Raw genomic sequence first — 24,945 nt, 5'->3', positions numbered from 1 at the left:
CCGCAAGCTGCAGGAGGCGGGAAAGCCCGTCAAACTCGCCATCATCGCCTGCGCCCGCAAGCTGCTCACTATCCTCAATGCCATGCTGCGGGATCAGAGGGAGCACCGGCCAGTGGCGGGATGAGAAAGACAGTTGCTACGATATTTGCCTGCCCGCCCGGCGGTGGCGGGGCGGGCGAAGCTGGATCAGCCGAAGACCTTGGTGAGTGCCTTGTCGGTGGCCTCGATGATCTGGTCGATGTCGTCCTTGGTGGCGATCAGGGCCGGGGAGTAGCAGAGCGTGTTGTTGAGGCCCGGGACCGAGCGGTTCATCACGCCGATGATCACCCCTTGCGCGTTGCAATCGCCCGCGACGGCCTGGACCTTCTTCTCTTCCGCCGGTTCCTTGGTGGCGCGGTCGGCCACCAGTTCGGCGCCGAGGAAGAGGCCCTTGCCGCGGACGTCGCCGATGACCTCGTGCTTGTCCTTGAGCGCGCGGAGCTGGTCGAGCATGTAGTCGCCCATCTTCGTGGTGTTCTCGAGCAGGCCTTCCTCCTCGATGATCGCCATGTTTTCCAGCGCCGCCGCCGGCCCGGCGGTGCAGCCGCCGAAGGTGGAGATGTCGCGGAAGTAGTTGAGCGGGTCGGAGGTGTCGTCCTGGAACATGTCGAACACCTTCTCGTTCGTCACGCAGCAGGCGATGGCGGCGTAGCCCGAGGCCACGCCCTTGGCCATGGTCACGAAATCGGGTTCGACGCCGTAATGCTGGTAGCCGAACCATTCGGTGCCGGTGCGGCCGACGCCGCAGACGACCTCGTCGATATGCAGGAGGATGTCGTATTTGCGGCAGATTTCCTGCACGCGGGGCCAGTAGCCCGGCGGCGGGGTGATGACGCCGCCGCCCGCCGTCACCGGCTCGAGGCAGATTGCGCCGACGGTGTCGGGGCCTTCGGCGAGGATGACTTCCTCGATCGCGTTGGCGGCGGCGAGGCCGTATTCCTCACCGGAGAGATCCCACTGGGCGCGGTATTCCATGCAGTGCGGCACGCGGACGAAGCCCGGCACGAAGGGGCCGTATTGCTCGCCACGCTGGTCCTGGCCGCCGGCCGAGATGGCGGCGATGGAGGAGCCGTGATAGTCGCGGTCGCGGTAGAGGATCTTGTATTTCTTGCCGCCGTAGCGCTTGTGGGCGATCTGGCGGACCATCTTGAAGGCCTTCTCGTTGGCCTCGGTGCCGGAGTTGGTGAAGTAGACGCGGCTCATGCCGGGCATCTTCGAGATCAGCTTCTCGGAGAACTTGGCGCCGGGGATCGAGCCGGCGGTGCCGGCGAAGTAGTTCAGCTTGAGCAGCTGGTCGCGGACGGCGTTGGCGATGCGCTCGCGGCCGTAGCCGACGTTCACCGTCCAGACGCCGCCGGAGACGGCGTCGAGATGTTCCTTGCCGTGCTGGTCCCAGACGCGCATGCCCTTGCCCTCGACGATGATCCGGGGGTCGGCCTTGGGATCGGGGCCGGTCCAGCCGGCGTGCTGGATCAGGTGGTGCCAGACATGGGCGCGGTCGGCCTCGACCACGCCGGAAAGGTCGTTATCAAGCGGTTTGCCGTCCATCGTGAATGCTCCATCAGGTTGGGCCCGGCGGGAGGGGCCGGGCGGTGTCATTTGATCATATCAGACCCAGATCGGGCGAGACTGTTAGGGCCAGTGGCCATTCGCGTATAAGGCCAGCGTTTCTTGGGCGGAAGATGGGCGGTTCGTGGCGCGGGCGTTCGGGGGTAGGCTGGGCCGGGGCGCGGGGGAAGACCCCTGTTGCGAAGGAGAGAGTCATGATCCGTGTTTTCAGTGGGTTGCTGATGGGGCTGGCGGCGCAGGCGGTCGCGCAGGAGGGCCCGTCATTCGATTGCGGCAAGGCCGGGAGTACGGCGGAGGAGCTGATCTGTGCCGATGCCGGGCTGGCGGCGCTGGATCGGCGGGTGGCCGGGCGGTACGCGGCGGCGCTGGAGGCTGCGGGCGGTGATGCGGACGAGCTGCGGGCCTATCAGCGGGGCTGGATCAAGGGGCGTGACGAGTGCTGGAAGGCGGAGGATCCGGCGGAGTGTGTCCGGGCGGAGTACCTGCGGCGGGAGGCGGAGCTGGTGGCGCGGTGGATGCTGGACGCGCCGTTCAATACCGCCGTTTGGGCCTGTGGCGGCAACCCGGCGAACGAGGTGGTGACGATGTTCTTCGACACGGAGCTGCCGTCGCTGCGCTTCGAGCGGGGGGATTCGGTGGATACCGGGGTGCAGGTAATGGCGGCCTCGGGGGCGCGGTACGAGGGGAGTTTCGGGCGGTCGCTCAGGATGAAGGGGGACCGGGCGACGTATCGGGAGGCCGACCCGGAGGGGGCGAGTTTAGAGTGCGAGCTGGTGGAGGAGCGGTGAGGTGCGCCGCGCGGGGCCCCGGCTCGGATGCCGGGGCGGGTTTTGGGTTGGTGAGGCCCCGGCTCGGAGGCCGGGGCGGGTATCTGGTTTGAGGCGTGTGGGTGGGGGCGGATGGCCACGTCGGTCTTGTCCGCCCCGGGCTTGACCCGGGGCCTCGTTTGACGCGTGGGTGCGAGGCCCCGGCTCGGAGGCCGGGGCGGGTGAGTGGTGGTGAGGGTGCCGTTCAGCGGAGGGTGACGGCGCCACGGAGGGTGTTGGTGGCGGTGCCGTTGGCGGGGTTCACGCTGGACATGAAGGTGCCGCCGCCCGAGGCCTGAAGCCAGAGGCCGCTGCCGCTGCTGATGTGCCAGTAGCCGTGGATGTTGCCCTGGGGGTCGCGTCGGCGGGCGTTCCAGCCGAGCGTCACCCGGTCGCCTTCCAGCCCGTCGAGCACGCAGACGCCGTTGCCCTCGACCGCGCCGCCGCGCACTTCGAGCACGCCGAAGCAGGGCCCGCTGAGCTTGTTCATCGGGTTGGTGGAGTCTTCCATCTCGAAGCGATTGTAGGTGGCGCGGACATTCATGAACTGGTGGTCGGCGCCGACCTCGATCACCTCGGTCTGGGACTGGCCCCTGGCGGTGCCGTCGCTGGTATAGGCCTGGGCGGTGGCGTGGCCGGCGGCCAGGAGCGCGGCGATGGCGGCGGCGGTGAACGTGGTTTTCATGGTGTCTCCCCTTCGAGTTCTTGTCGTTGGTTCGTCGTTGGAAGTGTAACGATGCGAACGTGACGCTGACAAGACATGCGCCGATCCGGGTCAGCCGCGGGCGTCCTTGGGGGAGCCCATGACGACGAAGGTGGTGATCGCGTTGACCTGGGGGAGGATGCCCATCACGTCGGTATGGAAGGCCTTGTAGGCGGGCAGGTCGGGCACCTCGATCCGGAGGAGGTATTCGACCGAGCCGGTGATGTTGTGGCATTCGACCACTTCCGGGGCGCGGGACATGGCGCGTTCGAAGGCTTCCTGGCTGGCCTTGGTGTGGGTATTCAGGCCGACGGTGGCGTAGGCCACGAAGCCGATGCCGAGGCGGCTGCGGTCGAGCACGGCGCGGTAGCCGGCGATGACGCCGCGGCGCTCGAGCTCCTGCACGCGGCGGAGGCAGGCGGAGGGGGAGAGCCCGATTCGCTCGGCGAGGTCGAGGTTGCTGATCCGGCCGTCGCGGGACAGTTCCTGCAATATCTGTTGGTTTATGTGGTCCATGGGGATGAATGATTGCAAATTTCCGGTCTGGACGCAAAAGAAAGCAATCAAAATGCGTGAGTTGCGGAATAGGTTTGCGTTCATGACACTCGAGATATTCACCGCCCTTGTCGCCTTTGCCTTCGTCACGGTCGTGACGCCGGGGCCGAACAACCTGATGCTGATGGCCTCGGGGGCGAATTTCGGCTTTCGCCGGACCGTGCCGCACATGATGGGCATCGGGATCGGGTTTCCGTCGATGGTGCTGCTGGTGGGTGTGGGGGTGATGCAGGTGTTCGACCTGTGGACGCCGAGCTACGCCATCCTGAAGGTGCTGAGCGTCGGCTACCTGTTGTACTTGGCGTGGAAGATCGCGAATGCCGCCCCGCCGAAGGAGGCCGGGGAAGAGGTGGAGGGCAAGCCGCTGTCGTTCTTCCAGTCGGCGGCGTTCCAGTGGGTGAACCCGAAGGCGTGGAGCATGGCGTTGAGTGCCATCACGCTCTACGCCACGAGCCGGGACGTGACCGCCGTGCTGTGGGTCGCCGGGGTCTACGTGATGGTGTCGGTGATCAGCACCACGGGCTGGACCGTGCTGGGCCAGCAGATGCGGCGGCTTCTGACGAACCGGACACGGCTGCGGGTGTTCAACTGGACCATGGCGGTGCTGCTGGTGGTGACGCTGGTGCCGGTGTTGTGGCCCGCGTCAGAGGAGGGGCAGGCAGATCTCGGTGACGAGATCGTCGTCGGGCACCTCGCCGGGGGTATTGAGGTAGATCTCGAAAGGTGGCAGCCCGGCCGGGGTTTCGCCTGAGGCGGGCAGGGTTTCGGCGTAAAGCGCCGTCCACGCGGCGGGCAGGCCGGCATAGGATCCCTTGTGGGTCCAGACCGCGCATTTCGTTCCACCGAGGGTCAGTTCCATGAGTTCGGGCGGCATGTCGTAGGCGTCGTCGACGATGATGCCGGCGGCGCTTTTCAGCTCGGCTTCGGGGGTTTCGGTGGGATCGTCGTAATAGACGGCGGCGAGGCCGTTTGCATGGGGCCAGTGCCGGCGGTCGGAGAAGACGGTTTCGAGTTTGGCGAAGGTGCGGCTGATCGCGGCATAGGGGCCGGTGTGGTCGAGCGCGGCGAGGCGCAGGTGGGGGACGTGCCTGATGTCTCCGGACATGGGTGGGCCTCGGTCTGGTTCGGTGGGTTTGCGGCGAGTGTAGCACGGGGAATGTGACAGGTCGTCAGGGTGGTTCTGCCGGGGGGTGCGAGCGGTGGGAGGGAGTCGTTCGGGGCTGGCGTCTGGATATTTGAGTATTTTGGCCAAGAAGAAGCCGGGGGTTTCGCGTCGGTGGCGTGGGGGTGCTTCTCGGGCCGGGCGGGCGCGTGCTATGGCAGGGGGTATGAGAGTGACGTTGTTGCATACCGCCGAGGGGCATCGGGCGCGGTTCGAGGCGCTGTGGGCGCGGGTTTCGCCGGGGGCGGAGCTGCGGCAGGTGGTCAGGGAGGACTGGCTGGCCCGGGCGCAGGGCGGCGTTTCGGCAGAGCTTGAGACGGAGATTGCCGATGCGGTGGCCGGGGCGGAGGGCGTGGTGATCTGTACCTGTACGACGCTCGGGCCGGCGGCAGAGACGGCGGGGGCGATGCGGGTGGACTGGCCGATGATGCGGGAGGCGGCGCGGATCGGCGGGCCGGTGCTGCTGGTTTACGGGCTGGAGAGCACGTGGGGGCCGAGCCTCGGCTTGCTGGAGCGGGCGTTGGCGGCGGAGGGGTGCGAGGCGGTGGTGCATCCGATGCCGATGATGCGGTTCTGGCCGTTGTTCGAGGCGGGCGAGACGGAGGCGTTTGACGCCGTGGTGGCCGGGGAGGTGCGGCAGGTGATCGGGAGCGGGCGGGAGATCGGCTGTGTCGTGCTGGCGCAGGTGTCGATGGCGGGCGCGGCGGAGTTGCTGGGGGATGTCGGTGTGCCGGTTCTGGCCTCGCCGGAGCTGGCGCTCAAGGCCGGGCTGGAAGCGTGAGCGGGTTGGGCGCGCTGGCGGGCCGGGTGCTGGAGGTCTACGAGCGGAACGCGGCACGGTATGACCGGGAGCGGAGCCGGGGGCTGTTCGAGCGCGGGTGGCTGGACCGGTTCGCGGGGATGATCCCCGAGGGCGGCCGGGTGCTGGATGTCGGGTGTGGCACCGGGGCGCCGCTGGCGGAGTATCTGACAGGGCTGGGCTTTGCCGTGACCGGCGTCGATGGCGCCGCGGGGATGATCGAAATCGCGTGGGCAAGGCGGCCGGAGGGGGACTGGCGCGTGGCGGATATGCGGAGGCTGGCGCTGGAGGAGCGGTTCGACGGGGTACTTGCGTGGGACAGTTTCTTTCATTTGACGCGGGACGAGCAGCGGCAGGTGGTGCCGCGGTTGTTGCGGCATTTGCGGCCGGGCGGGCCGCTGATGCTGACGGTAGGGCCGGGGGATGGCGAGGTGATCGGGCAGGTGGGGGACGAGCCGATCTATCACGCGAGCCTTGACCAGAAGGAATACGCCCGGTTGATCGAGGCGGGCGGGGCGGAGGTGGTGGATTTCGTCGCGGAGGATCCGACGTGCGATTTCCACTCGGTGTTGCTGGCGCGGAAGCTCTAGCGGCGGAGCGAGAGGATGCCGGCGGCGACGATCAGGGCCATGCCGGCCAGCGTGACCGGGCCGGGGAGGTCGGCGAAGAAGATCACGCCCCAGACCACCGCGAAGCCGACATAGGCGAAGTCGAACGTGCCGATGACCGAGGAGGGCCCGGCCTGGTAGGCGATGGCGGTGCCGACGCCGCCGATGATGATGGAAAGCGCGAGGATCGCCATGGCGCCCCAATTGGCCGGGGTCATGGCGGCCCATGGCGACGAGAGGAAACCGGTGTCGGTTTGCGGCAGAAGGAGCGTGGCCGCGCCGCCCGCGAGGACGAAGGCCATGTTTAGGGCGAGGGCCAGCATCATCGGGTGTTCGCCGCGGCATTTCGTGCGGGTGAGGATCATCGCCGCGGCATAGAGCATGGCGGCGAGGAGGGGGAGGAGGGCGTAGGCGCTGAAATGATCGGCGTCGGGGCGCAGGATCAGCAGGACGCCGGCAAAGCCGAGGGCGACCGCGAGCCAGCCCAAGGGCGGGATGCGGTCGCGGGTGGCGAGCGCCGAGAAGAGGGTGATGAAGAGCGGCAGGGTGTAGTAGGCCGCCGCGGCGACGGCCAGCGGCAGGTGCGGGAGCGAGGCGTAATAGGCAACCCACATGGTAACGAGGAGCGCGCTGCGCAGGGCCGTCCAGCCCGGCGCGGCGGGGCGGGTGAGGGCGGCGGGGAACCAGAGGGCGAGCACGCCCAAGAGCAGGGGCAGGGCCAGCGCCGAGCGGAGGGTGAAGATCTGCCAGAGCGGGAAGCTCGAGGAGGTGAGCTTGATGATGGCGTCGCCCAGCGACAGGCCCAGCACGGTAAAGACGATGGTTCCCACCGCGAGGGGCAGGTTGTCGGGCCGGTGCGGGGTGGCGGGGGCGGTCACGGGCGGGCTCCTGTCGTGTCGGGCGCAGCTTAGCCGGTGAGGGCGTGGCCGCAAGGCGATGGCGCGGGGGTGCTGACAGCCCCTGTCGGGGTGTCGATTTGTTTGCAAATCCATGACCCAGCCGCCATATACGGGCACGACAGTACGGGAGCGACGTGGATGACCAATTACCTCGACTTCGAAAAGCCGCTGGCCGAGATCGAAGGCAAGGCCGAAGAGCTTCGGGCGATGGCGCGGGCGAACGAGGATATGGATGTCACGGAAGAAGCGGGGGCGCTGGACAAGAAGGCGGCCACGATGCTTCAGGACCTGTACAAGGGCCTGACGCCCTGGCGGAAATGCCAGGTGGCGCGGCACCCCGACCGGCCGCATTGCCGCGATTACATCAAGGCGTTGTTCCACGAATACACGCCGCTGGCGGGCGACCGGAACTTTGCCGACGACCAGGCGGTGATGGGCGGGCTGGCAAGGTTCAACGACCGGCCGGTGATGGTGATCGGGCACGAGAAGGGCAACGACACCAAGAGCCGGATCCAGCGGAATTTCGGCATGGCGCGGCCCGAGGGCTATCGCAAGGCGATCCGGCTGATGGAGATGGCGGACCGCTTCAACCTGCCGGTGATCACGCTGGTGGACACGCCCGGCGCCTATCCCGGCAAGGGCGCCGAGGAGCGGGGCCAGTCGGAGGCGATCGCAAGGGCGACGGAAACCTGCCTGCAGATCGGCGTGCCGCTGGTGAGCGTGATCATCGGCGAGGGCGGTTCCGGCGGGGCGGTGGCGTTTGCCAGTGCGAACCGCGTGGCGATGCTGGAGCATTCGGTTTATTCGGTGATCAGCCCCGAGGGCTGTGCCTCGATCCTGTGGAAGGATTCCGAGAAGATGCGGGAGGCCGCCGAGGCGTTGAGGCTGACGGCGCAGGACCTGCACAAGCTGGGCGTGACCGACCGGATCATTCCCGAGCCGCTGGGCGGGGCCCATCGTGATCCGGTGAAGACGATCAAGGCGGTGGGCGAGACCATCGAGGGAATGCTGGGCGAGTTGTCGGAGAAGAACCGCAAGGCGCTGGTCAAGGCGCGGCGGGACAAGTTCCTGGCGATGGGCAGCAAGGGGCTGGCGGCCTGAGGGGATTGCCGGGGTCGGGTGACCGCAGCCCGTCACGCGCAAGCCGCCGCCCCGTGGCGGAGCGGCGGCGGGGCGGTCAGGTTCAGGTCACGGGCTGACCAACCTCGTTGAACCAGCTTTCCGCATCTGTACCGGCCGGGATCTTCATCGGTGCATCAGGGTCGGTGACGGCCTGCCAGACGGCCTGAGCCACGTCTTCCGACGTTGTCACCTCGGTTGCGGTTTGCAGCCCCTCCAGCGTTTCGGTCACGAAGGCCTCGTAGGGGGCGGGGATGTCCAGGCCCATCCGGGCGACCGCGTTCTGGGCGAAGGCGGTCGACGGGGCGAGGCCGGGCAGGACGAGGCGGGCGCGCACGCCGAACAGCGCGGCCTCGATGGCGAAGCTTTCGGTGAAGGCGTTGAGCGCGGCCTTGCTTGCGCTGTAGGCGGACAGGGCCGGCAGCGGCTTCAGGGTGACGGTGGAGCTGATGTTCACCACCACCCCGGCGCCGCGTTCGCGGAACTGCGGCATCACGGCCCTGGTCAGGGCGATGGGGCCGAAGACATTGGTGGCGAAGACCGCGCGCATGTTGTCGGGGGTCGCGCCTTCCAGCGCGTTCAGAAGGCCGACGCCGGCATTGTTGACCAGCGCGTCGATCGGGCCGGCGCTGGACAGCGCGGCGGTGATGTCATCGGGGTCGGTCACGTCGAGCGGCAGGAGGGTCAGCGCCTCGTGCGGGGGCAGGATGCCTTCACGCGGGGTGCGCATGGTGGCGACGACATCCCAGCCCCGGGCCAGGAAGTGTTCGGCGATGGCGCGGCCGAATCCGGTTGAGCAGCCGGTGATGAGGATCTTTGGCATGGTGTTGGTCTCCTGTTGCTATGGTGATCAGGAGATGGCGGGGCGGGCCCGGACATTCCATTACTGGACGTCCGGGATGCTTTAGCGTATGTCCGGATCATGCCGGATCCCCTCGCCGATGTCGTGAGCCTTCTGAAACCTGTCCCGTCGATTTCCAAGCGGGTGACGGGCGGCGGGTGCTGGATCGTGGAGGGGGATGCGGGCGGCAGTTCGCTCTATTGCGCGATGATCGAGGGGTCTTGCGTGCTGAGGCCGGCGGGCCGGGCGCCTCTGCGGCTGGCGGCGGGGGAGTTCGTGCTGGTGCCCGAGCTGTTCGGGTTCGCCTGTACGAGCCTTGAGCCACCGGGGGCCGGCGCGGCCCGTGCGCCGCTGGAGCTGGGCCCCGGTGTCATCCGGCTGGGCGATCCGGACGCGCCGGCCGACACGGTCATGCTGGTCGGGCATTGCGGGTTTTCGTCGCCGAACCGGGACCTGCTCGTGGCGCTGCTGCCGGATGTGGCGCATGTGCGGGGGGCGGACCGGCAGGCCACGCTGATGAGGATGATCGACGACGAGACGCGGGCGGGGCGCGCCGGCCGGGACATGGTGCTTGTGCGGCTGCTGGAGGTGCTGCTGATCGAGGCGCTGCGCGCCACGGCGGATACCGGGGCGTCGCCCGGCCTGATCCGGGGGCTGGCCGACCCGCAGCTTGGCGTGGCCCTGCGGGAGATCCATGCCGACCCGGCCCGGCCGCATTCGGTGCCCGCGCTGGCCGGGGCGGCGGCCATGTCGCGCAGCAGCTTCTACGAGCGGTTCCGCGGCAAGGTGGGGATCGCGCCGATGGCCTATGTGACCACGTGGCGGATGGCGCTGGCCAAGGGCATGCTGGCCAGGAAGGAGGCGCCGATTGCCGAGATCGCGCAGCGTGTGGGCTATGGCTCTGCGAGCGCCTTCAGCGCGGCCTTCGCGCGGCATGCCGGCCTGCCTCCGGGGGCGTACGCGGGCGCGGTGACCGGGGCCGGGACGGAAATCGCGGCCGAGGCCGGTGCGGGCTGAGCGGGGATCGGGCTTGGGCGGTGCAATTGAAGAAAAGGCGACCGGGGTGCCCTCTGCACGAGATGGCATCAGTCGACGGTGTTTTCGATCGCCAGGCGAACCGTCTCGAACACCCCGCGCAGCTCTGCCCCTGGAATGCCGCCAAAGGCGAGGCGCAAGGCCTGGGGGACCGCGGTCGTCGTGGCGAATGGCTCGGCGCCGGATGCCGAAATCCCTCGCTCTTTCAGCGCCACGACAATCGGCTCGGCGCGCCTTCCCTTTTCGAGCCAGACCCATGCAAAGCCGGCATTGGGGTGTGCGGTGAGCGTCAGATCACCCAGGATCGCGTGGCAGAGACGCTGACGTTCCGCGCCGTCTTGCCTTCGGCTGTCTTCGGACCCGGCCAGTGTGCCGTCTTCGATCCAGCCCGTGACAAGCCCGGAGATCAGCGCGGGCGCGTTCCATGTCGTTGCCCTGATCGCTTCGAGCAGCCTATGGATGTGCCGCGGCGGCGCCACGAGGTAGCCAAGGCGCAGCCCTGTCGCCAGGCTTTTGGAGAAGCTTCCGACATGAATCGTACGTTCCGGGGCGCGTTCGAGGAAGCTTGGCGGCGGGTCGTGTTCGAGGAAAGCGTAGGCCGCGTCCTCGATGATGAGAAGGTCATGCTTTCGGGCGACTTCGACAATCCGCCCCCGCGTGGCCCCGTCCATCACCGATCCAAGGGGATTGTGGACCGTGGGCATGAGATAGACCGCCCGTAGCCGCCGCGCGCGGCACTGGCGGTCGAGGGCGTCGGGGTTCATGACGCCGCCCGCCCCCTCCACCGGGAAGAGGTCCAGCCCCTGAAGCGCCGCGACCGACTTGAAGCCCGGGTAGGTCAAAGTATCGGTGGCGATGGCCTCGCCCCTGTCGAAAAGGCCGAAGGCGATGGTTGCGAGGCCATGCTGACCGCCCGACGTGATCAACAGGTTGTCCGGCGCGACCGTGCCGAGAGCGGGGGTCAGACTTTCCGCGATGATCCGGCGTTCGTGCGCGCGCCCTCCGTGCGGCTGATAGCGCAACATCGCCTCGAGGTCGCCTGCGGACGACAGTCGCCGCAATCCGGCCCGGAGTATCTCGGCATCCCCGGCGTCGCCGGGCATGTTGAACACGAGGTCGACGAGGCCGTCGGACTCGGTCTGGTGAACGCCGAGCGTCGGCGGCAGGCCGGGATCGCGCACGAACGTGCCGCGCCCGGCTTCGCCGATGACCTCTCCCCGCCGCTCGAGCTCCTTGTAGATGCGGGTCGCCGTCGCAAGGGCGACATTACACTGTTCCGCAAATGCGCGGTGTGTCGGCAGCTTTGTTCCCGGTGCCAGCCGACCTTCGCGGATGGCGGCGGAGAGGGTGTCAGCAAGGCGCAGGTAGCGGGGCTTCGTCATCGGTCGACTGTACCTATTACAATATAAAAATTGTCATGCATAATGTCATCGTGGCATCCCGGTCTCACGTCAACCTTCGAGGCCCGTTACATGCCTAGATCACTCCCTGCCGGGCTGCTTGCGCTCGGTCTTTTCACCGTCACGTTCGCCGTGAACCTTCAGGCCCCGCTCTATGATGCCTATGCCGTGGAAAGCGATGTCGGGGCCACGGCGGTGACACTTGCCTTCGCAGCCTATGTCGGCGGGCTGATGCCAACGCTGTTGTTGCTTGGGGGGCTTTCCGACCGGATCGGCCGGCGGGGTCCGGTTGCCCTTGCCCTGATCCTCGGTGCCGCGGCGACGGCGCTGCTGGTTCAGGTGCCCGGCTGGACAAGCCTTGTGATTGCGCGCGTCCTGCTGGGGATCGGAACGGGCCTCGCGACGACTGCCGGCACGGCCTACATGACGGAAATACTCGGCGCGGACCGTGCCAGGACAGCCGCCCTGATCGTCACCTCGGCCACATCCCTCGGCTTTGGCGGCGGCGCTCTGGCAACCGGTATCAGCCTTGGTTTGCAGGGGCCGACGCTTTTGCCCGCCAGCTACATCGTTCTGTTCGTCATTGCGCCCACCCTGGCCGTGATCGCCCTCGTGTTGCCGCGGGTGGATGCGCCGCGCCCTGTCTCGCTGTTGCGGTTGCCGGTCTTTCCGGTCGGCACATGGATGTTCGGCGCGGCCATGGCCCTCGCATGGTCCACGACCGGCATGACGATAGCGGTCGTCCCGCTGGAACTGGCCGCGAACGACCTTGGGGGCTGGACGGGGCTTGTCATTTTCCTGGCGATCTTCGTCGGATTTCTCTGTCAGCCGATGGCGCGCCGGATGACCAACACTCGGGCTTTGGGTCTCGGCTTCATCCTGATCCCGCTGGGGTTTCTGGTCCTGCTGGCCGGGGTCTGGCTGAACCTTCTGGGGCTCGTTCTTCTGGGCACCTGCATCACGAGTGCCGCGAGCTACGGGTTTACCTACCTCGCCTCGCTCGCCGAAGTGTCGCTGCGTGCGGCGGACGACCGCGCGCGGGCAGCGGCGGGTCTGTTCGTCTATGCCTATTCCGGGTTCTCGCTGCCCGTGATCGCCAGCGGAGCGCTGGCCGATCTGCTGGGGCTGCTGACGGCCTTGATCGTCTTTGCAACCGTTCAGCTTCTGGCCACCGCGATCGTCGTGACACTCTGGAAGCGAAGGTCCCTGTCAGCTTCGGTCACTTTTGAAGCGGCGTGAGGACGCCGGGGGTAGTGTCGAGCGCTTCGGGGGAGGTTTGGTGGAGCCTAGGGGGATCGAACCCCTGACCTCTTGCATGCCATGCAAGCGCTCTCCCAGCTGAGCTAAGGCCCCGTACCTGTGCGGACCGTCGGGTCCGGCAATTGCCGCTATCTAGGCAAAGCGCCGGGCGGGATCAAGTGGAAAATCCCGCCCCTGCGCCATCAGTTTTCGTTGTCTTCGTCCGACACGTCGGCGATGTCGTCGAGGGAAACGTTGTCGTCGTCATCGTCGTCATCGAGCACGTCATCGCCCAGATCGACTTCGACATCGTCATCATCGTCCAGCACGCTCGAATCCACGTCCTCGCTGCCGGATTTCATCTTCTTGGTTTCCGCGTCCTCCGCATCGGCGGTGATCGACCGGCTCTTGCCGGTTTCCAGTTCCACCACTTCGCCGGTATACGGGCTGACGATCGGGTTCTTGTTCAGGTCGTAGAACCGCTTGCCGGTGGTCGGGCAGACGCGCTTTACGCCCCATTCTTCCTTGGGCATGGGTGATCCCTCTTGAAACTCTCTGGTCTTGCAGACAATCCGCGCCACCTGCCATAAGTCCGGTAAGGTGTCAAAGGCTTTGAACCGGCCTGCGCGAAAAGCTTGTGTCGAGGGCATATGGGCCATCACGTTCTTCCCGGCAACCCCCCGGTTGCCCTGATTCTGCGCCGCTCGGCCCGGGCCCGGCGGATTTCGCTGCGCGTCTCGGGCGTTGACGGGCGGGTGACGCTGACCCTGCCGCGCGGCGTGGCCGAGCGGAAGGCGCTGGAGTTTGCCGAGGAAAAGGCCGGCTGGCTGCGCAAGCAGCTCAGCCGGCGGCCGGACGAGGTGCTGGTGGGGCTGGGGGCGGAGCTGCCCTTTGCCGGGTCGCCGGTGCGAATCGTGGCAGGCGGCGGACGCAGCGTTCGCGCCGAGGGCGACAGCCTGCTCGTGCCCGGCGCGCCCGAGGCGGTGCCCGCCCGCCTGCGCGCCTGGCTCAAGGCGCAGGCGCGCGACCGGCTGGCCGAGGCCTCGGACCGGTACGCCACGGCGCTGGGCCGGCCCTATGCCCGCCTGACCCTGCGCGACACGCGGTCGCGCTGGGGGTCGTGTTCGCATGATGGCGGGCTGATGTATTCTTGGCGGCTGATCCTCGCGCCCGAGGACGTGCTCGACTACGTCGCTGCGCACGAGGTCGCGCACCTGGCAGAGATGAACCATTCGCGGGCCTTCTGGGACACGGTCGGCCGGCTCAAGCCCGGCTACGAGCCCTACCGTCGCTGGCTGCGCGACAACGGGGCGTCGCTGCACCGCTACCGCTTTGGCGATTGACGGGGGCGCGCGCGTGATCACAAATACCGACATGTTGATCACACCCCGTCCCGAGCCGGCCCCGAGCTCTGCCCATGACCGTGTCTACCGGGGGCTGCGCACCCGGATCATGCATGGCGAGCTTCCGCCCGGCCACGCGCTGACCCTGCGCGGGCTGGCCGCGGAATACGAGGTGTCGATGACGCCGGCGCGCGAGGCCATCCGCCGCCTGTCGGCCGAAGGGGCGCTGACCGTCTCGAGCTCGGGCCGGGTGACCACGCCCGAGATCGGGAACGAACGGATCGAGGAGCTGGCCGCCCTGCGCGCCCTGCTCGAGGTGGAGCTGGCCAGCCGCGCCCTGCCGCGGGCGCATATCGCGCTGATCGACCGGCTGCAGTCGATCAACGGCCATATCACCGAGATGACCGCCCGGCATGACGCGGTGGGCTATATCCGCCGCAACCTCGAGTTTCACCGGACGCTTTACCTGCGGGCGCAGGCGCCGGCGATGCTGGCGATGGCGGAAACCGTCTGGCTGCAGCTTGGCCCGACGATGCGGGCGCTTTACGGGCGGCTGCAGCGCAAGGATCCGCCGCATTATCACCGGCTGATCATCGCGGCGCTCAAGGCGGGGGACGAGCCGGGCCTGCGCCTTGCCGTGCGGTCGGACGTGACGCAGGGGCTGCGGATGCTGCTGGCCTGAGCGCGGCCTCAGCGGGGCCGGCTGCGCGCCTCCAGCGCCGACAGGAGCAGCAGCGGGATCATCGACAGGGCGAGGCCGAAGCCGGCGGCGGTCAGCCAGCCGCCGTGGGTGACGACCGCCGCGTAGGCCGGGGGGCCGAGGAGGGAGCCGGCCGCGCCCGCCTAGGCCAGGGCGCCATTGGCGGGGCCGAGCCCGCCGGGGCCAGCGAAGCGGGGGATGGAGCCGAAGGCCAGCGGCGGGAAGAGGCCGGCGAGCAGGTTGAACGCGAGGAAGAGCGCGGCGCTGGTGCCGAGGGAGGTGGCCGGGTGGACAATGCCGAAGAGCAGGGATGCGGGCAGGAGCAGGCCGAGGGTGAGCAGCGGCAGGGAGAGCCGCAGGGGGGCGCGGCGCGAGAGCCAGAGCGGCAGGGCGATGCCGGCGATGGTGATGAAGCCGCCGAGCCCGGTGACGAGGCCGGCCAGCCCCGGTGTGGCGCCTTTCTGCGAGATCAGGAACTCGGGCATCAGGGCAAGGATGCCCACGTGGAAACAGGTGAAGCCGCCGAAGCCCGCCGCGAGGACGAGCGAGGCGCCCGAGGGGCGGAAGGCGGTGATCGGGGCGGTGGGTCTGGCGGCGGTTGCGTGGCGCGGGGCGCAGAGCCAGAGGGCGGCCCCCGCCAGCGCCCAGGCCAGCAGCACGCCGCGCCAGCCGAGCGGGGCGGCCAGCGCACCCGACAGGACGGTGCCGAGACCGAGCCCGGCCGGGAAGAACGTGCTCCAGACCACGAGGGCCGTGCCGGGGGAGAGGCGTTGCGCCTCGCGCGCCATCAGCACCGGGGCGGAGACGATCACCGCGAGGTAGCCGGCGCTTTCTGCGACGCGCGCGGCGGTGAGCCAGGGGCCGGTGGGGGCCAGTGCCTCGCCCAGGCTGCCGGCGGTCAGGAGGGCGAGGCCCAGCGACAGGGTGCGCCATTCGCCGCAGCGCGCGGCGATGCCGGCGGCGGGGGCACCGAAGAGGGCCCCGCCCAGTTCGATCAGCGAGATGACGATGGCGCCGGCCAGCAGGGAAAGCCCGAGTTCGGGCGAGATCAGCGGCATGAGCGGGGGCATCTTGCCCATCTGCGCCGCGGCCAGCAGGCCGGTCAGGTAGATCCAGGTTTCACGTCGTCCGAGCGGCATTGGGGGCACCTCCGTGAGGCCGCGATAGATGGCGCTTGCCGGGGGCGCGAGGCATAAGATATTCCTGCCGCATGGACGAGACCCCTGACATGCCGCCGCGATGCCGGAGCGATTTGGGGCGCGGGCTCAGGACGTGGCGCGCGCTGCACCGGGTGAAGCAAAGCCATGCGGCGGAGCTGCTCGGCGTGTCGCAGCCGCAGATCTCGCGCTGGGAGCGGGGCGAGCAGCGGCCCGGCGCGGCGGAGGCGCGGGCGCTGGCCGACCTTCTGGCGGCGCGGCTGAGCGGGGCGGCGGACCGGCGGCTGGGGCAGTTCGTGCGGGACAGCGCGGCACCGGTGCATCTTGTCTGCGACCTGACCCACCGGCTGCTGGCCTTCTCGGGCGCACGGGCGCGGAGTTTCCGGCGCCCGCCGGAGGAGCTTGACGGGGCGCTGCTGTGGGAATGCGCCAGCGCCGAAATCGTGGCGGCGGAGGGCCGGCTGGAGGCGTCGGGCTGGTACGACGTGGCGGCGCCGGTGCTGGAGTTCCGGACGGGCGGGCGGAAGAGCCGGCTGCTGGAGATCCGCGAGGGGCCGATGGCGTGGACGCGGTTCCGGCTGTCGGATGGCAGCCATGCGCGGCTGGTGGAGACGCTTTAGGGCGGTAAGGGGCCGAAATCTTTAAAAGATTTCGGGGCGATTTCTTTTCAAGAAATCGGGCCCTGCCTCAGCTGTGTTCTTTCAGCAGGCGTTGTTTCTGGCGGTTCCAGTCGCGTTTGGCCGCGGTTTCGCGCTTGTCGTGGTTCTTCTTGCCCTTGGCGATGCCGATCTTGAGCTTGGCGATGCCGCGATGGTTGAAATACATCACCAGCGGCACCAACGTCATGCCCTTGCGCTGGGTCTCGTTCCAGAGGCGGGCCAGTTCCTTCTTCGAGGCCAGCAGCTTGCGCTTGCGGCGTTCGTCATGCTGGAAGGTCTTGGCCTGTTCGTAGGGCGCGATATAGCCGTTCACCAGCCAGAGCTCGCCATCCTCGACGATGGCGTAGCTTTCGGCGATGTTCGACGAGCCCTGGCGGAGGGATTTCACCTCGGAGCCTTCGAGGATGATGCCGCATTCGAGGTCGTCCTCGATGGCATAGTCGAACCGGGCGCGCCGGTTCTCGGCCACCACCTTGTAGTTCGGGTTGTCCTTCGGTTTGGCCATCGGGTGTTCCTCGGGGCGTCTCGGGTTGATGCCGGAAGGGTGGAATATAGGGCATGGGCGGCCGGGAGGAAAGGCGGGGGTTCGCCGATCGGGGGCCGGATGGGGGTGGAAATGCCACAGGATTGTCGCGAGCCGTGATTGGACAGGCCCCGGCCCAGGGGATATGGAGGTAAAAATGAGCGCCGGCGCGACAGGCCGGGCGCGTGACGAGGAAGTGGAAGACATGTCGGAAAAGCTGTTCGGAACCGATGGCGTGCGCGGGCAGGCCAACAGCTGGCCGATGACGGCCGAGATGGCGCTGCAGCTGGGCGCCGCGGCGGGCCGGTTCTTTCGCCGGGACCAGAACGAGCACCGGGTGGTGATCGGCAAGGACACGCGTCGGTCGGGCTACATGATCGAGTATGCGCTGACGGCGGGGTTCACCTCGACGGGGATGGACGTTTTCCTGCTGGGCCCGGTGCCCACGCCGGCGATCGGCTACCTGACCCACGGGCTGCGGGCCGATGTGGGGGTGATGATCTCGGCCAGCCACAACCCGGCGCATGACAACGGTATCAAGCTGTTCGGACCGGACGGTTTCAAGCTGTCGGACGAGGCCGAGGCGGGCATCGAGGAGATGATGCAGAATGGCGTGCCGCTGTCGAAGCCCGACAATATCGGCCGGGCGAAGCGGTTCGAGGACGCGCGTGGGCGCTACGTGGAATATGCCAAGACGACCTTCCCCTATCGCAAGCGGCTGGACGGTTTGCGGGTGGTGGTGGATTGCGCCAACGGTGCCGCCTATCGCACCGCGCCGAGCGTCTTGTGGGAGCTGGGTGCCGAGGTGATCCCGATCGGGGTGGACCCGAACGGCTACAACATCAACGATGGCTGCGGTTCGACCCATCCGGAGGCTGCGGCGCAGAAGGTGCTGGAGACGCGGGCGGATATCGGCATCTGCCTTGACGGCGATGCCGACCGGGTGGTGCTGGTGGATGAAAAGGGACAGGTGGCCGACGGCGACCAGATCATGGCGCTGATCGCCACGCGCTGGGCCGAGGACGGGCGGCTGGCGGGCAACACGCTGGTGGCGACGGTGATGTCGAACCTTGGCCTCGAGCGGCATCTCAATGCCAGGGGCATCGACCTGAAGCGGACCGCGGTGGGCGACCGTTACGTGGTCGAGGAGATGCGCGCCGGGGGCTACACGCTGGGCGGCGAGCAGTCGGGGCATATCGTGATGACCGATTATGCCACCACCGGCGACGGGCTGATCGGGGCGCTGCAGTTCCTGGGCTGCATGGTCGAGACCGGCAAGCCGGCGAGCGAGCTTTCCCGGGTGTTCGAGCCGGTGCCGCAGAAGCTGGTGAACGTGCGCTACAAGCAGGGGGCGCAGCCGCTGTCGGCCGAGGCCGTGCAGGAGGCGATTGCCAGGGCCGAGACGCGGCTGGGCAATGACGGGCGGCTCCTGATCCGCAAGTCGGGGACCGAGCCGCTGATCCGGGTGATGGCCGAGTCGGTGGAGCCGGGGCTTCTGGACGACGTGCTCAGCAGCGTGGTCGACGCGGTGCAGGCGGCGAGCTGACGCGCGCGGGTCAGCCGAAGATCAGCGCATCGTCGAGCCGGTTCATGTTGTGGAAGTCCTCGAGCAGGATGGTATCGCCGTTGCCCATGTCCAGCACGATGCCGTCGGGGGTGTCGCGGGCATAGGCGTTGACGAAGGCGGATTTGCTCATGCCGGGGTCTCGCCAGTCGCTGTCGAGTTGCAAGCGGTCTTCGCGCCAGTTGAAATCGGTGATGACGTCTGCGTCGCCCCCCGGCCGGAAGACGAAGGTATCGGCGCCCGTCCCGCCGGTCAGGGTGTCGTCGCCGATGTCGCCGTTCATGTGGTCGGAATCCGCGCCACCATTGATCCGGTCATTCCCATACCCGCCGGAAACGGTATCGCGGCCACTGGCACCGTCGATCTGATCGTTACCTCTGTTGCCTCTGAGCCGGTCGTGGCCCTCGTCGCCGTTCATGATGTCATGACCAGTGCCGCCGTGAAGCACGTCTGACCATGTGCCACCGTTCATGACATCGTTGCCGCTGCCGCCGTTTAGTGTGTCGCGACCGTGGTCGCCGGTCATGGTGTCGTTACCGCGCCCTCCGGCGAGCAGATCGTGGTCTCGCCCTCCGATAATTTTGTCGTGCCCCTGGCCGCCTGACAGGGTGTCGTTGCCGTGCCACCCGTCGAGCCTGTCGCCGTGGTAGCCGCCCTCGAGCAGGTCATTGCCTTTCCCTCCATGGAGGGAATCCTTTCCCTCGCCGCCCCCAAGCCAGTCGTCGCCCAAGTCTCCCGTCAGAAAGTCGTCGCCGTTATCGGCCCGAAGGGTGTCGTTTCCGTCCTGACCCCGCAGCCTGTCGTTGCCGGCGTCGCCGACAAGGCTGTCGTCGTCCGCGCCGCCGAAGATGGAGTCGTTGCCATAGCCGCCGTCGAGGGTATCGCGTCCGTCGTCCCCCCAGAGCGAGTCATGGCCGGTACTGCCGGTCACATGATCGTGTCCCGCGCCGCCGTGGAGATGGTCGTTCCCGTCTTCGCCGAGTAGCGTGTCGTTGCCGACTTCGCCACTGATCGTATCATGGCCCATGCCGCCGTGCGCCAGGTCACGCCCGCTGCCGCCCTCGAGCGCGTCATGGTGTCCGCCGCCGTCCAGGGTATCGTTTCCACTTCCGCCGAACAGCGTGTCCTTGTCGTCGCCCCCGTACAGCCTGTCATCATCGCGGCCGCCCTCGAGCCTGTCGGCGCCCTGTTCGCCGAACAGTGTGTCGTTGCCCAAGTCACCGAAGAGTGTGTCGTTGTCCCCCTGGCCGTACATCCGGTCATTCCCGATTTGGCCGACGAGGCGGTCATCGTCGCTGCCGCCCTGAATGGTATCGTCGCCGACGCCGCCATAGAGCCGGTCGCGGCCGCGACCACCCCGGAGGTTGTCGCTTCCGCCCATGCCCATGATGCTGTCATCGCCGCGCCCGCCGATCAGGGAATCGGCGCCGTCCTGCCCTTCGAGCGTGTCGTTGCCGTGGCCGCCCTCGAGCGTGTCGGCGCCGCAGTCGCCGCGCAGCATGTCGGCCCCGTCGGTGCCCTCGAGGTCTAGGGTGGGAGCGGAGAAACTGCGGTTGATCTTCACCTCGATCGCGGCGCGCACCGCTTCGGGGTCGAGCGGCTGGCCGTTGGCGCTGCGCAGGACGATGATCTCGCCGCGATGGGTGATGCGGGCGCCGTTCGAGGTGCTGACGATCTCGAGCCGCGAGGTGTCGTAAAGGAAGGGCAGGCCCGAGAGGTCGAGGATGTCGTGGGCCGGGTCGAAGCCGATGATCGTGTCGGTCTGGCCGTCGGGCGTCAGCACGTAGAGGTCGGCGCCGCCGCGCCCTTCCAGCCTGTCGGTGCCCGTGCCGTCGAGCAGGGTGTCGTCGCGCCCGGTGCCGGTGAGGGTATCGTTGCCGTTGTCGGCGACGAGGACGGTGCCCTGTTGCGACAGGTCGGCGCGGAGCACGGCGATGCCGGCGTCTTCCTCGGTGGCTGCGAAGACCTGCAGCTCGTCGCCGACGACGGCGATTTCGAGCGCGGTCACGTCGCCGAGCGGGGCCTGGAGCGTGCCTTCGAAGCTGTCGATATGGACGAGCCGGCCATCGGGGGTCATCTCGAAGAGCGTGACGCCGCCGTCGCCGCCGGCGGCCGCGACGTAGGTGTGCCCCTCATGGGTAAGGGTGGCCACTTTCTGAACGTTGCCGAAGCGCGAGTCGCGGGTGTCGAGCACGTGGTCGGTGGGGGTCAGGCCACCCTGCGCGTCGAGCCGCATGACGCTGAGCGCGCCGGATTCCCCGCGTGAGGGTTCGGAGGCGACGATCACGAAGCTGCCCTGGGCGGTGGTGGCGATGGCGATGTCGGTGGGCACCATGATGCCGAGGCCCTGGGCCGGGCCGACGCTGTCGCCGGCGCGGGCCGAGTTGGCGCCGAGCGTGTAGGCGGTGACGCCGTATTCCGATTGGCTGGCGACGACGACGATATCGGTGCCGCCCAGGCGCGTGGTGGCCGCGGCGGCGATGGCATCGGCATGGGGCGAGGAGGTGTCGGCGACGGTGTAGCCCTGCCCGAGATCGGAGGCGCCCATGGCATGAACCGAGAAGCCCGACTGCCCCGGATCGGCGAGCAGGATGTCGCCCCCCTCGGTGATCGCCGCGACCGCCGGGGCCGCGCCGATATCGGCGCCGCGCAGGACCGCCCGGCCGCCGATGTCGCCGCCGGTGCCCAGGGTGTAGCGCAGGATGCCATCCTGGCTGAACCCTGTGGCGTAGAGCCGGATGGCGCCGCCGGTGTCGGTTACCAGCAGGTCATGCCCGGCGCCGCTGACCTGGCCGGTATTGTAGTGGGCCTGGTCGCCGCGGCGGGGCAGCAGGTCTTCGCGAAGGCGGAACGTGGCAAGCCCCCCCTCGGGCCCCGAGACCGAGACCAGAACAGGGCCGTTCGGGCCGTTGACGTATTGAAGATCGCTGATCGCCGTATCCAGTGCGACCTGCCCGGCCGAGACCTTTCCCCGTAGTTGCAGTTCCATTCTGCTCACCCCTTTTCCACCACCGAGAGTGATGCGCGGCGATACGGAATGGGAGCGGGATGAGATTGGGGCGAAACGGTGGATAACCCGTCGAAATTAATTCGACGGGCCGGGCAATTTTTACGGATTTCCGGAAACTCGGCGGGTGACTTACGAGATCACGGCGCGGTCGGTCACCCGTCTCCAGTCGGTGCCGTCGGAAAAGGCCAGCACGGCGCCGCCGGCTTCGTCGTTCACAAGTATGATGGCGCCGGGCCCGGCGTCGGCCGCCAGAGGTGCGCCGGCGACGGTATAGCCTTTCACCCGGGCCGGTCCGTTCACGTCGAGCGTGGTGGAGGGCGTTGTCGTGCCGATGCCCATGTTGCCGGCCTCGTCGATCGCCGCGCGGGCCTGAAGGTTGCCCGAGGTGTCGGCCAGAACGATTTCCATACGGCCGGAAATATCGGTGCCGGTCACCGTTTCGGCGTCGAAGCGGAGCACGCCCACCGCCGCGAAATCCGAGCCGTCATGCCCGGACGAGGTGATCGACATCAGCGCGTCGCCGCTTTGCACGGCGACCGGGCTGGCTTCGGTTCCGCGCGCCTTGCGGAAGAGGAAGTTATGCGACCCGCCGCTGTTGACGTAGCGTTCGAAGGCAGTGTTCCAGGGGCCGCTCTGGTCGATGACGACGCGCAACTTGCTATCGCTGGTCGGCTGGGCGCCGATGGCGACGTTGCCGCTATTACCCGCGGCCTTCAAGGCGTTATACCATGTCGTCCCGTCGTCGCTGACCTTGACGGAAAAGGCGGTGTCGCCGGCGAGGCCCATCTCGGCGTGACCGGTCCAGTTCGACTGGAAGAGCAGCGAGGCGGTGTCGGTATCGGCGGATTTGTTGACCTTGAGCTGATGGCCCGCGCCCTCGTGGGTGAGGAGCGTGGCGGCGGAGGCGACGGCGAGGCGGTTGGTGCCGTCGGAGGCGGTGTTGATGCCGATGCCGTCGAGGTTGTCGAGGTCGGGCGTGATCTCGGCCCAGCCGGTGCCGTCGAAGACCTTGAACTGTTCGGTGGACTTGTCCCAGGCGCGCCAGCCAAGCTGGGGGTCGATGAAGAGCCAGGCCTCGGTGATGCGGAGGGCCAGCTTGTTCGGCTCTCCGGCCCAGTCGTCGGTCGGGCTGGGGCCGATGGCATAGAGCGTGCCGGTGACCGGCTCGAAGGGCGGGGTGTTGGCGCCGGTCTCTTCCAGCGCCGCCTGAACGAGGCCGTCGAGCACCTGAAGCGCCTCGTTATGGGTGACGTGTTTCTGCGCCTGGGACGGCTGGATCAGCGGCAGGTCGAGGCGCGCGGTGATGTCGGACATATCGGCTCCTTGGTTAAGAAGCCGGCGGTCTAGGGTACGGTGCGTTAACGGGTATTGAGAGGACCGTGCGTTGCGCGGGTCAGGGGCCGCGTCTGGAGGTGGTTGCGATGGTGTCGACCTCGCCGGTGGGTGAGAGGACGACGCCGAAGAGGGTTTCGGCCTGTTCGGCAGTATAGCGACCAAGCGCCACGTCCCGTGCCACCAGCGCGGGATCGCGTGTCAGCGGATCGCCGTAGCCGCCGCCGCCGGGGGTTTTTACGCGGACGCGGTCGCCGGGGGCGAGGGGGATGTCCTGTTCCTTGGAGAGGTGTTCGGGGATGTAGGCCGTGCCGTCGCGCCAGACTGTGACCTCGTTGGGGGCGCCATCTGCGCCGCCGAGAACGCCTTGCGGCCCGAAGCGGCCGTGATCCATCACGAAGCTGGCCTTGGCGCTGCCGCGGCGGAGTTCGAGTTCGTAATCGAGGCCGAAGCCGCCGCGCATCTGCCCCGCCCCGCCAGAGCCTTCGCGCAGGGCGTAGCGGTGGTAGAGGACGGGGAAGGCCTGTTCCATGATCTCCACCGGGGGCGCCTTGGAAATGCCGATGGTGGAGCAGCCGTTGGTGATGCCGTCGCCGCCCGCATAGCCGCCATAGCCGCCGCCGGAGAGCTGGTACATGACGAAGTCGCGGCCCTTCGCGGGGTCGTGGCCGCCGAGGGCGAAGTTGCCCGATGTGCCGGCGGGGGCGGCGGTGACGCGGTCGGGGAGGGCGTTGACAAGGGCGGCGAAGACGGCTTCGGCGATGCGTTGGGAGACCTCTGCTGCGCAGCCGGAGACGGGGCGGGGATACTGTGCGTCGAGGAAAGTGCCCTCGATGCCGGTGATGGTGAAGGGCTCGAAGGCGCCGGCGCTGATCGGGACCTCGGGGAAGATGTGGCGCATGGCGAGGTAGACGGAGGAGAGCGTGGTGGCGCGGACGGAGTTCATCGGCCCGGCGCAGGGGGCGCTGGAGCCGGTGAAGTCGAAGATGAGATGGTCGTTTTGGCGGGTGACGGCCAAGCGGATGGCGAGGGGTTCATTCACCACGCCGTCGCTGTCGACCCAGGCGGTGGATTGGTGCGTGCCCTCGGGGATGTCGGCGATGAAGCTGCGCATCTGGGCGGCGGCGCGTTTTCGGAGTTCGGCGATGGCTTGGGAGACGGTGGCGTCGCCGTAGCGGTCGAGCAGCGCGTCGAGCCGGGCGGCGCCGAGGTCCAGCGCGGCGGCCTGGGCCTTGACGTCGCCGATGCGCTGGTCGGCGACGCGGATGTTGGAGCAGATGATGGCGTAGATCTCGGCGTCGAGCTTGCCCTTCTTGAAGAGCTTCACCGGGGGGAGGCGCAGGCCCTCCTGTTCCACCGCCGTGGCGGAGGCGGAGAAGCCGCCGGGCACCGCGCCGCCGGTGTCGGGCCAGTGGCCGGTGTTTGAGAGCCAGCACCAGAGCTGGCCATCGCGGTAATAGGGGCGGGCGAAGCGCACATCCATCAGATGGGTGCCGCCGAGATAGGGGTCGTTGACGATGTAGATATCGCCCGGCTCGGGCTGGCCGGCGCGGCCCTCGCGGATCATCTGGATGAGGGTGCGGGTGGAATATTGCATGGTGCCGACGAAAACCGGCAGGCCGCCCGCGCCCTGGGCGATGAGGGCGCCGTCGGCGGCGTCGTAGATGCCGTCGGAGCGGTCGTTGGCCTCGGCGATGACGGGGGAGAAGGCGGCGCGGGAGAAGCTGAGATCCATCTCGTCGCAGACCTGTTGCAAGCCGGCCTGGATGACGGAGAGGGTGATGGGGTCGATCATGCGACTCGTCCCGGGTTTGTTTCGTGGTGCGAGGCCCCGGCTCGGGGGGCGGGGCGGGTATTGCCTTGTATCGGACAGGGCGCATCTC

General features: G+C 68.2%; 23 protein-coding genes, 1 tRNA gene and 1 pseudogene. 11 read left to right on the top strand and 14 right to left on the bottom strand.

The features are described 5' to 3' along the window. Positions 1–186: 186 nt before the first annotated feature. Entirely contained in the window at positions 187–1,587 is a 1,401-nt protein-coding gene (locus tag RLN94_RS18885) for an aminotransferase family protein (RefSeq protein ID WP_350127908.1), read from the bottom strand. Between the two features lie 215 nt (positions 1,588–1,802). On the opposite strand from RLN94_RS18885, the gene RLN94_RS18880 reads away from it, so the two are divergent. Further along, a complete protein-coding gene (locus RLN94_RS18880; protein WP_350127905.1) occupies positions 1,803–2,396 on the top strand; it encodes a lysozyme inhibitor LprI family protein in 594 nt (197 codons plus the stop codon). Between the two features lie 223 nt (positions 2,397–2,619). On the opposite strand, the gene RLN94_RS18875 is transcribed toward RLN94_RS18880, so the two are convergent. Beyond that, the gene (locus RLN94_RS18875) at positions 2,620–3,099 is read right to left on the bottom strand and encodes a hypothetical protein (protein ID WP_350127902.1); all 480 of its coding nucleotides are present in this window, start codon (positions 3,097–3,099) and stop codon (positions 2,620–2,622) included. Between the two features lie 90 nt (positions 3,100–3,189). Next, positions 3,190–3,633, bottom strand: coding sequence for an Lrp/AsnC family transcriptional regulator (locus tag RLN94_RS18870; RefSeq protein WP_350127899.1), 444 nt, complete (start codon positions 3,631–3,633; stop codon positions 3,190–3,192). Positions 3,634–3,715: 82 nt separating this feature from the next. Between RLN94_RS18870 and RLN94_RS18865 the strand changes: the two are divergent. Next, positions 3,716–4,312, top strand: a pseudogene (locus RLN94_RS18865) (LysE family translocator); the annotation flags it as partial. A 3-nt stretch (positions 4,313–4,315) separates the two neighbouring features. Here the strand turns inward: RLN94_RS18865 and RLN94_RS18860 are convergent. After that, positions 4,316–4,777, bottom strand: coding sequence for an AraC family transcriptional regulator (locus RLN94_RS18860; RefSeq protein ID WP_350127896.1), 462 nt, complete (start codon positions 4,775–4,777; stop codon positions 4,316–4,318). 223 nt (positions 4,778–5,000) lie between these two features. Between RLN94_RS18860 and RLN94_RS18855 the strand changes: the two genes are divergently transcribed. Further along, a complete protein-coding gene (locus tag RLN94_RS18855; RefSeq protein WP_350127893.1) occupies positions 5,001–5,615 on the top strand; it encodes an aspartate/glutamate racemase family protein in 615 nt (204 codons plus the stop codon). Beyond that, positions 5,612–6,223 (top strand): class I SAM-dependent DNA methyltransferase, encoded by a 612-nt coding sequence (locus RLN94_RS18850; protein WP_350127890.1) that lies wholly within the window; start codon positions 5,612–5,614, stop codon positions 6,221–6,223. The genes RLN94_RS18855 and RLN94_RS18850 overlap by 4 nt, the downstream gene beginning before the upstream one ends. Here RLN94_RS18850 and RLN94_RS18845 read toward each other — a convergent pair. After that, positions 6,220–7,119 (bottom strand): DMT family transporter, encoded by a 900-nt coding sequence (locus RLN94_RS18845; protein ID WP_350127887.1) that lies wholly within the window; start codon positions 7,117–7,119, stop codon positions 6,220–6,222. The two genes, RLN94_RS18850 and RLN94_RS18845, sit on opposite strands and share 4 nt — an antisense overlap. A 159-nt stretch (positions 7,120–7,278) precedes the next feature. Here RLN94_RS18845 and RLN94_RS18840 point away from each other — a divergent pair, with 159 nt between their 5' ends. After that, positions 7,279–8,241 carry an acetyl-CoA carboxylase carboxyltransferase subunit alpha gene (locus RLN94_RS18840; RefSeq protein WP_350127884.1) on the top strand — a complete coding sequence of 321 codons (963 nt, stop codon included), beginning with the start codon at positions 7,279–7,281 and terminating at the stop codon, positions 8,239–8,241. Positions 8,242–8,323: 82 nt separating this feature from the next. Here RLN94_RS18840 and RLN94_RS18835 read toward each other — a convergent pair whose 3' ends face one another. Then, positions 8,324–9,082 carry an SDR family oxidoreductase gene (locus tag RLN94_RS18835; RefSeq protein WP_350127881.1) on the bottom strand — a complete coding sequence of 253 codons (759 nt, stop codon included), beginning with the start codon at positions 9,080–9,082 and terminating at the stop codon, positions 8,324–8,326. A gap of 99 nt (positions 9,083–9,181) precedes the next feature. Between RLN94_RS18835 and RLN94_RS18830 the strand changes: the two genes are divergently transcribed. Next, the gene (locus RLN94_RS18830) at positions 9,182–10,117 is read left to right on the top strand and encodes a helix-turn-helix transcriptional regulator (protein ID WP_350127878.1); all 936 of its coding nucleotides are present in this window, start codon (positions 9,182–9,184) and stop codon (positions 10,115–10,117) included. Between the two features lie 68 nt (positions 10,118–10,185). Here RLN94_RS18830 and RLN94_RS18825 read toward each other — a convergent pair whose 3' ends face one another. Further along, positions 10,186–11,517 (bottom strand): aminotransferase-like domain-containing protein, encoded by a 1,332-nt coding sequence (locus RLN94_RS18825; RefSeq protein WP_350127875.1) that lies wholly within the window; start codon positions 11,515–11,517, stop codon positions 10,186–10,188. Between the two features lie 90 nt (positions 11,518–11,607). Here RLN94_RS18825 and RLN94_RS18820 point away from each other — a divergent pair, with 90 nt between their 5' ends. Next, on the top strand, positions 11,608–12,774 hold the full coding sequence (locus RLN94_RS18820; RefSeq protein WP_350127872.1) for an MFS transporter: 1,167 nt from the start codon (positions 11,608–11,610) through the stop codon (positions 12,772–12,774). A gap of 38 nt (positions 12,775–12,812) precedes the next feature. Here RLN94_RS18820 and RLN94_RS18815 read toward each other — a convergent pair. Together RLN94_RS18815 and RLN94_RS18810 are read right to left on the bottom strand one after the other, a co-directional pair. Continuing rightward, positions 12,813–12,888: transfer RNA gene (locus RLN94_RS18815), tRNA-Ala, on the bottom strand. Positions 12,889–12,977: 89 nt separating this feature from the next. Further along, on the bottom strand, positions 12,978–13,307 hold the full coding sequence (locus tag RLN94_RS18810; RefSeq protein WP_350127869.1) for a TIGR02300 family protein: 330 nt from the start codon (positions 13,305–13,307) through the stop codon (positions 12,978–12,980). Between the two features lie 117 nt (positions 13,308–13,424). Between RLN94_RS18810 and RLN94_RS18805 the strand changes: the two genes are divergently transcribed. Both RLN94_RS18805 and RLN94_RS18800 read left to right on the top strand, forming a co-directional pair. After that, on the top strand, positions 13,425–14,117 hold the full coding sequence (locus RLN94_RS18805; protein WP_350127866.1) for a M48 family metallopeptidase: 693 nt from the start codon (positions 13,425–13,427) through the stop codon (positions 14,115–14,117). A gap of 31 nt (positions 14,118–14,148) precedes the next feature. Next, positions 14,149–14,799, top strand: a complete 651-nt coding sequence (locus tag RLN94_RS18800; protein ID WP_350127863.1) for a GntR family transcriptional regulator — start codon at positions 14,149–14,151, stop codon at positions 14,797–14,799. Positions 14,800–14,960: 161 nt separating this feature from the next. Here the strand turns inward: RLN94_RS18800 and RLN94_RS18795 are convergent, their stop codons facing one another. Next, on the bottom strand, positions 14,961–15,956 hold the full coding sequence (locus tag RLN94_RS18795; protein WP_350127860.1) for an MFS transporter: 996 nt from the start codon (positions 15,954–15,956) through the stop codon (positions 14,961–14,963). Positions 15,957–16,027: 71 nt separating this feature from the next. On the opposite strand from RLN94_RS18795, the gene RLN94_RS18790 reads away from it, so the two are divergent. Then, positions 16,028–16,594 carry a helix-turn-helix domain-containing protein gene (locus tag RLN94_RS18790; RefSeq protein WP_350127857.1) on the top strand — a complete coding sequence of 189 codons (567 nt, stop codon included), beginning with the start codon at positions 16,028–16,030 and terminating at the stop codon, positions 16,592–16,594. Positions 16,595–16,661: 67 nt separating this feature from the next. On the opposite strand, the gene smpB is transcribed toward RLN94_RS18790, so the two are convergent. Next, positions 16,662–17,138, bottom strand: coding sequence for an SsrA-binding protein SmpB (smpB, locus tag RLN94_RS18785; RefSeq protein ID WP_350127854.1), 477 nt, complete (start codon positions 17,136–17,138; stop codon positions 16,662–16,664). Between the two features lie 223 nt (positions 17,139–17,361). On the opposite strand from smpB, the gene glmM reads away from it, so the two are divergent. Beyond that, complete coding sequence (gene glmM / locus RLN94_RS18780; RefSeq protein ID WP_350127917.1) at positions 17,362–18,702, top strand: phosphoglucosamine mutase; 1,341 nt, start codon at positions 17,362–17,364, stop codon at positions 18,700–18,702. A 10-nt stretch (positions 18,703–18,712) separates the two neighbouring features. On the opposite strand, the gene RLN94_RS18775 is transcribed toward glmM, so the two are convergent. The 3 genes from RLN94_RS18775 to RLN94_RS18765 all read right to left on the bottom strand — a co-directional run bounded on the left by RLN94_RS18775 (position 18,713) and on the right by RLN94_RS18765 (position 24,857). Then, positions 18,713–21,709: a calcium-binding protein gene (locus tag RLN94_RS18775; protein ID WP_350127850.1), complete on the bottom strand. Its 2,997-nt coding sequence runs from the start codon at positions 21,707–21,709 to the stop codon at positions 18,713–18,715. Between the two features lie 150 nt (positions 21,710–21,859). Further along, positions 21,860–23,044, bottom strand: coding sequence for a DUF2793 domain-containing protein (locus RLN94_RS18770; RefSeq protein WP_350127847.1), 1,185 nt, complete (start codon positions 23,042–23,044; stop codon positions 21,860–21,862). Between the two features lie 79 nt (positions 23,045–23,123). Then, entirely contained in the window at positions 23,124–24,857 is a 1,734-nt protein-coding gene (locus tag RLN94_RS18765; RefSeq protein WP_350127844.1) for a hydantoinase B/oxoprolinase family protein, read from the bottom strand. Between the last annotated feature and the right edge of the window lie 88 nt (positions 24,858–24,945).

This window comes from Roseovarius sp. (assembly GCF_040223625.1).
GTDB lineage: Bacteria > Pseudomonadota > Alphaproteobacteria > Rhodobacterales > Rhodobacteraceae > Roseovarius.
Note: the sequence above shows the minus strand (reverse complement) of the source record. Positions and strands in the feature narration are given on the sequence as shown.